Below are 6,631 nucleotides of genomic sequence, written 5' to 3'. Positions count from 1 at the left end.
GGGTAGCGGCGCGCTTCGGACGCTCGATCCTCGAGCTCGGCGGCAACAATGCCGGCATCGTCTGCGCCTCGGCCGATCTGGACATGGCGCTGCGGGCCATCGCCTTCGGGGCGATGGGCACGGCGGGCCAGCGCTGCACCTCGATGCGCCGGCTCTTCGTGCAGGACAGCGTCTATGACGCGCTGGTGCCGCGGCTGATCAGGGCCTATGCCTCGGTCACGGTCGGCAACCCGCTGACCACCGGGGCGCTGGTCGGCCCGCTGATCGACCGGGCCGCCTTCGAGGCGATGCAGCAGGCGCTTGCCGCGGCCCACGCCGCCGGCGGCGCCGTGCATGGCGGAGAGCGCGTCGCCGACGCCGCGCCGGAGACCGCCTATTACGCCCGCCCCGCGCTGGTCGAGATGCCGAGCCAGGCCGGCCCAGTCTGCGAGGAGACCTTCGCGCCGATCCTCTACGTGATGCGCTTCAACGACCTCTCCGAGGCCATCGAGCAGAACAACGCCGTCGGCGCCGGGCTCTCCTCGTCGATCTTCACCACCGACCTGCGGGAAAGCGAGCGCTTCCTCTCGGCCGCGGGGTCGGATTGCGGCATCGCCAATGTCAATATCGGCACCTCCGGGGCCGAGATCGGCGGGGCCTTCGGCGGCGAGAAGGAGACCGGCGGCGGGCGCGAGAGCGGCTCGGACGCCTGGAAGGGCTACATGCGCCGCGCGACCAACACGATCAACTACTCCCATGCGCTGCCGCTGGCGCAGGGCGTCGTCTTCGACATCTGAGGGCATGACCATGGAGTTCCGTCCCGCCGACCGCATCGGGGATCTCGGCGTGTCCGAGATCCTCACGATCACCGCCCGCGCTCAGGCGCTTCGGCGCGACGGTCGCCCGGTGATCATCCTTGGGGCCGGCGAGCCGGATTTCGACACGCCCGACCACATCAAGGAGGCGGCGATCGGCGCGATCCGGCGGGGCGAGACGAAATACACCGCGCTCGACGGCTCGCCGGAGCTGAAGCGGGCGATCCGCGCCAAGTTCGCGCGCGAGAACGGCCTGAGTTTCGCCGCCTCCGAGGTCACCGCCGGCGCCGGGGCGAAACAGATGCTCTACAACGCGATGATGGCCAGCCTGAACCCTGGCGATGAGGTCATCATCCCGACGCCCTGCTGGACCAGTTACCTCGACATCGTGCGGATTGCCGGCGGGGCGCCGGTGCCCGTCCCCTGCCCCGCCGAGGATGGCTTCCGCCTGACCGCCGAGGCGCTGGAGGCGGCGATCGCCCCGCGCAGCCGCTGGCTTTTGCTGAACTCGCCGTCCAATCCGACGGGCGCCGCCTATGGGGCCGAGCACTACCGCCCGCTGATCGAGGTGCTGCATCGCCATCCGCAGGTCTGGTTGATGGTGGACGACATGTATGAACACATCGTCTACGACGACTTCCGCTTCGTCACCCCCTTGGCGCTCGACCCGTCGCTGAAGCCCCGCTGCCTGACGGTCAACGGGGTCAGCAAGGCCTATGCGATGACCGGCTGGCGACTGGGCTACGCCGGCGGGCCCGCGGCGCTGATCGCCGGAATGGCGGTGGTGCAGAGCCAGTCGACCTCCTGCCCCTGTTCCGTGACCCAGGCCGCGGCGATCGCGGCGCTGGACGGGCCGCAGGACTTCCTCGCGGCGCGGCGCGACAGCTTCGCCCGGCGGCGCGATCTGGTGGTGACGGCCCTGAACCGGATCGACGGCATCGATTGCCGTCGCCCCGAGGGAGCCTTCTACACCTTCGCCAGCTGCGCGGGCCTGATCGGACGAACGACGCCGGAGGGCCGGGTGCTGCAGAGCGACCGCGATCTCTGCGACTGGCTGCTCGACGCGGCCGATGTCGCCGTCGTGCCCGGATCGGCCTTCGGCCTGTCGCCCTATTTCCGCATCTCCTACGCCACTTCCGAGGCCGAGCTGACCGAGGCGCTAGCCCGCATCGCCGCCGCCTGCGCCCGACTGAGCCGCTAGCGGGCCCGCGGCGCATGTTTCTCCTATGCGCCTCCGGCCGGCTCTGCTAGGCGAGGCACAGGCGGCCAGGGGGTCGCGAGGGGATTGTGCAGATGGAAGGGGATGGTCCGCCCTTTGCCGGCAAGCGCGCCGTGACCATCAAGGATGTCGCGGCGGTGGCGGAGGTTTCGCGCGCCACGGCGGCCCGGGCGCTGAACGGCTACGGCTATGTCGGCGGGGCGGCGGCCGAGCGGGTGCGCGAGGCGGCGGAGCGGCTGGGCTATCGCGGCAACCGCATCGCCCAGGCGCTGCGCCAAGGCCAGATGCCGATCATCGGCTTCGTGCCCGGCGACATCCAGAACCCGTTCTTCGCCCGCATTGCCCATGACGTGGACATCGAGCTGCGCCGCAGCCGCCGCAGCCTGCTGATCGCCAGCAGCGAGGAGGACCCGCAGCAGGAGCGCGAGATCCTCGACAACCTGCGCGCGTTGAACGTGCGCGGCATGATCGTCGCCCCCGCCTCGGGCGAGGACAATCCGCATCTGGTTCGGATGGTGCGCGAGGGCATGCCGCTGGTGCTGATCGACCGCGTGGTGGCGGGGGTGCCCTGCGACAGCATCACCGTGGACAACGAGGGCGGCGCGCATGAGGCGGTGGGCTATCTGGTGGCCAACGGCCATCGCCGCATCGCGCTGATCCACGACGGCTCGCGCATCGCCACGGCGCGCGAACGTCTGGCGGGTTACGCCCGCTGTCTCACCGAGAACGGCATCGCGGTCGAGGAGCGGCTGATCGCCGTGTCGCAATCGACCGTGGAGCATGCGATCGACGCGACGATCCGGCTGTTCAGCCAGCCGGAGCGGCCGACGGCGCTGTTCACCGTCGACAGCCTGATGACCACCGGCGCGCTGCTGGCTCTGCGCTCGATGGGGCTGTCGATCCCGCAGGACGTGTCGCTGGTGGGCTTCGACGACTTCGACCTCGCCACCTTCACCGATCCGCAGATTACCGTTGTGGCCCAGCCGGTTGCCCAGATCGGCCCGCTGGCGGTGAAGATGCTGCTCGACCGCATCCGCGGCAGCGAGGAGCCGCCGCGCAGCAAGCGCTTCGCCACCCGGCTGATCGTGCGCGGCTCGGTCGCCCATCCCGACTTCGGGCGGCACCGCTAATATTTCCCGAAAAATCTTCTTGCCAAACGCCCTGGCCCTGTGCGTTATTCATGTGAGATCGGTCTCTCACCTGACGCGGCCCAGAGATCGGTCTTTTCTTCGCGCCAATGTGGGATCGGTATCATGTCTGCCTCGCCTGCCTCCTCCACCCTCTCCGCCCTGCCCGTTCCGACGGCGCGGGACGAGGGCGTGGCGGGGCCGGGCTTCGACAGCGCGACCTTCCTCCGGGTGCTGCACGGGGCCATCGACATCGCCGGGGGCCTGCGCCCGCTGGTCCGGCAGCTGCGCAATCAGGGCATCTCGCGGGCCTTCTTCATCGGCAGCGGCGGCGAGCAGCTGCTGACCCTGCCCGCCACCGACCTGCTGCGCAGGGCCGGAGGCTTCCCGGTCGAGGCCTGCGTCGCGGCGCAGGTGGTGCTTGCCCCGCCGACGGGCCTCGACCGCAGCGCCCTTGCGGTGATCCCCTCGCTCTCCGGCAGCGCGCCCGAAACCCTCGCCCTGCTGGCCTTCCTCCAGGCCCGCGGCGTCACCACCCTTGCGTTGATCGGCGAGGCAGGATCGCCGCTGGCCCTGCAGGCCGACCACGCCCGGATCAACCCCGCCACGCCGGAGACGGCCGCCGAATCCGTCCTGCTGCAGACGCTGGGGCTGGCGCTGGCGCTTCTGGCCGAGACCGGCCGGATCGACGACTGCGACGCGCTGACAGAGGAGCTGCAGCGTCTGCCCGCCCTGCTGGTCGCGGCCAAGCGGGCCTACGAACCCGAGGCGGCGAGACGCGCCGCAACGCTGCGGGACGAGCCCTATCACATCGTCACCGGCGCGGGATCGGTCTGGGCCGTCGCGGAACATTTCGGCATGCGCCAGCTGGAGCAGCGGCTGCGGGTCCTCAGTCGCCCGGTGCATGCCGCCGATTTCTTCCATGGCACGCTGGAGCTGGTGGAGCCCGGGGTCAGCATCTTCCTGCTGAAAGGCGAGGACGCCGCCCGCCCGCTCTCTGACCGGGTCGAGCGTTTCGCCTATCGCTACACCGACAAGCTCTGGGTGCTCGACGCGGCGCGGGTGGAGCTTCCCGGCCTGTCGCCGCGGCTGCGCGGCCTGATCTCGCCGGTGATCCTCGCCAGCCTGCTGGAGCGGCTCTGCGCGCATCTGGAAGCGCTGCGGGCGACAAGAACGACCAACGCGCCGACGACTGGCGCGAAGAATACCTGAAAAAAGCCAACAGAAGGAGAGAAGGATGAAACGGTCTTTGCAATCCATGACGGCGATCGTCGCCGCGGTTTCGGCGCTCGGATGGGGCGGCGCAGCCGCGGCCCAGACCGAGATCGCCGATCCGGCGGCGCCGGTTGACCACAACGGCACGCTGCGGGTCCTGACCAAGTTCGGCACCCAGCGCCTCTCGCCCTATTTCGTCGAGGTGGCGAAGCAATACGAGGCCGAGCATCCCGGCGTCAGCATCGAGCTGATCCAGGAGGATGACGACAGCGTCAAGGGCAAGACCAAGACGCTGGTCGCCTCGAACGCGATCCCGGACGTGTTCTTCTCCTGGACCGGCACCTGGGGCGGCAACTTCATCCGCGGCAAGCGCGCGGTCGACCTGACGCCGGTGATCGGGCCGGACACCGACTGGGGCAAGACCTTCGCCCCCGCCGCCGTCAGCGCCTTCGCCTATGACGGCAAGTACTACGGCATCCCGCTCTACCTCGACGCCAAGTTCATGGGCTACAACAAGACCATCTTCGCCGATCTCGGCCTGTCCGAGCCCGCGACCCTCGAAGAGCTGCTGACCACCTGCGACAAGCTCCGCGAGGCCGACATCCTGCCGATCGCCATCGGCAACAAGGAGCCCTGGATCGCGGTGCATTACCTCGGCCAGCTTCTGGCCTACAACGTGCCGCAGGCGGTGCTGGAGAAAGACTTCGACCCGGCGACGGCGGAATACACCGACCTCGGCTATGTGGAGTCGCTGAACCAGTTCAAGGCGATCACCGACCGCTGCACCATCGGCGCCAGCATGAACGGCATCGCCTACCAGAACGCGCTGCAGCAGCTGAGCGACGGCAAGGCCGCGATGTACTACCAGGAGATCATCGAGTTCGACAACTCCGCCTCGGCCACCACCAAGCTGACGCCGGAGGAGTTCGGCTTCTTCCCGCTGCCCGCGCCGCAGGACGCCAAGGGCGATCCGAAGGCGCTGGAAGGCGCGCCGGAGGGCTACATGATCAGCTCGGCCTCGGAGAACGTGCCGCTGGCGCTGGACTTCATGAAGTTCGTCACCACCCAGGCCAATGCCAAGGTGCTCTCGGCCCCGCCCTACGGTCAGCCGAGCGCGGTGATCGGCGGCAGCGATCCGGCGCAGATGAGCCCCGCGGTGGTCGGCGGGCTGGAGGACATCGCCGCGGCCTCCTACCTGATGCAGTGGCTGGACACGGTGAACCACCCGCGCGTCGCCGCGGCCTGGCTGTCGAACCTGCAGGCCTTCGCCGGTGGCACGGTCGCGGCCGAGGACGTGGTCGCCGAGGTCCGCAAGGCCGCCGAAGCGGCGAAGTGACGGGCAGATGAGCGCGCGTCCGCTTCCGATCCAGACTGGCGCCGCCTTGGGCGGCGCCACCCCTCCCGCCCGGCGGGCGCCGCTCTGGCAGCAGGGCCTTTCCCAGGCCCTCGCCCTCAGATGGGTCGGCATCGCGCTGATCATCGTCGGCTGGTTCGTCTACTATCCGATCGTCGACAACTTCCTGCTCAGCACCACCAACCAGGACATCTTCACCGGCGAGGTGGCGCATGTCGGGCTCGACAACTACCGCAGGCTGGCCGAGGACCCGGTCATCCTGCGGGCCCTGTGGAACAACAGCGCCTACGCGGTCTTCTCGATCATCTTCCAGGTGTTCGGCGCCTTCTGCCTCGCCGCCATCGTCGAGGGCCTGCAGTCGGAGAAGTGGCGCAACATCTGGCGGGCGATCTATTTCATTCCGTCGGCGATCTCGACAACGGTCACCGGCCTGCTGTTCTACTTCATCTACCAGCCCGACATCGGCATCCTCGACGGGTTGTTGCAGATGCTGAACCTCGGGGAGTGGTCGCGGGTCTGGCTCGGCGACGAGCGGACGGCGATCTACGCCATCATCGCGATGAGCCAGTGGCAGGGCTTCGGCTATTCGACGCTGCTGTTCACCATCGCGATCCAGAAGATCCCGCAGGAGCTCTACGACGCCGCGCGGATGGACGGCGCGGGCCCCCTGCGCCAGCTCTGGAGCATCACCTTCCCGCTGACCCGCGAAATGACCGGGATGATGATCATCGTCACCATCACCGGCGCGTTCCAGGTGTTCAACGAGGTCATGGTGATGACCGGCGGCGGGCCGAACAACTCCAGCCAGGTGCTGGGCACGTGGCTCTACGAACAGGGCTTCAACCAGAACGACATGGGCTATGCGGCGGCGATCGGCTCGGTGGTCTTCGCGGTGACGATGCTGACCGGCATCGCCCAGCTC

The 6,631-nt window shown here is 68.9% G+C and carries 6 protein-coding genes; all 6 read left to right on the top strand.

Features of this window, described 5'->3' with window-relative positions; genetic code table 11:
* On the top strand, positions 1-776 hold a 776-nt coding region (locus C5F48_RS20945; RefSeq protein ID WP_146170685.1), incomplete at its 5' end, for an aldehyde dehydrogenase family protein.
* 10 nt (positions 777-786) lie between these two features.
* The gene (locus tag C5F48_RS20940; protein WP_373454359.1) at positions 787-1,995 is read left to right on the top strand and encodes a pyridoxal phosphate-dependent aminotransferase; all 1,209 of its coding nucleotides are present in this window, start codon (positions 787-789) and stop codon (positions 1,993-1,995) included.
* 92 nt (positions 1,996-2,087) lie between these two features.
* The gene (locus C5F48_RS20935) at positions 2,088-3,143 is read left to right on the top strand and encodes a LacI family DNA-binding transcriptional regulator (RefSeq protein ID WP_107665714.1); all 1,056 of its coding nucleotides are present in this window, start codon (positions 2,088-2,090) and stop codon (positions 3,141-3,143) included.
* A 123-nt stretch (positions 3,144-3,266) separates the two neighbouring features.
* Positions 3,267-4,352, top strand: coding sequence for an SIS domain-containing protein (locus C5F48_RS20930; protein ID WP_107665713.1), 1,086 nt, complete (start codon positions 3,267-3,269; stop codon positions 4,350-4,352).
* A gap of 25 nt (positions 4,353-4,377) precedes the next feature.
* On the top strand, positions 4,378-5,691 hold the full coding sequence (locus C5F48_RS20925; RefSeq protein WP_107665712.1) for an ABC transporter substrate-binding protein: 1,314 nt from the start codon (positions 4,378-4,380) through the stop codon (positions 5,689-5,691).
* A gap of 7 nt (positions 5,692-5,698) precedes the next feature.
* Positions 5,699-6,631: carbohydrate ABC transporter permease (locus C5F48_RS20920; RefSeq protein ID WP_107665711.1), on the top strand; the 933-nt coding region annotated here is incomplete at its 3' end.

The organism is Cereibacter changlensis JA139 (assembly GCF_003034985.1).
Classification (GTDB): domain Bacteria; phylum Pseudomonadota; class Alphaproteobacteria; order Rhodobacterales; family Rhodobacteraceae; genus Cereibacter; species Cereibacter changlensis.
The sequence above is the reverse complement of the archived record's forward strand: the minus strand, read 5'-3'. Positions and strand labels throughout refer to the sequence as shown.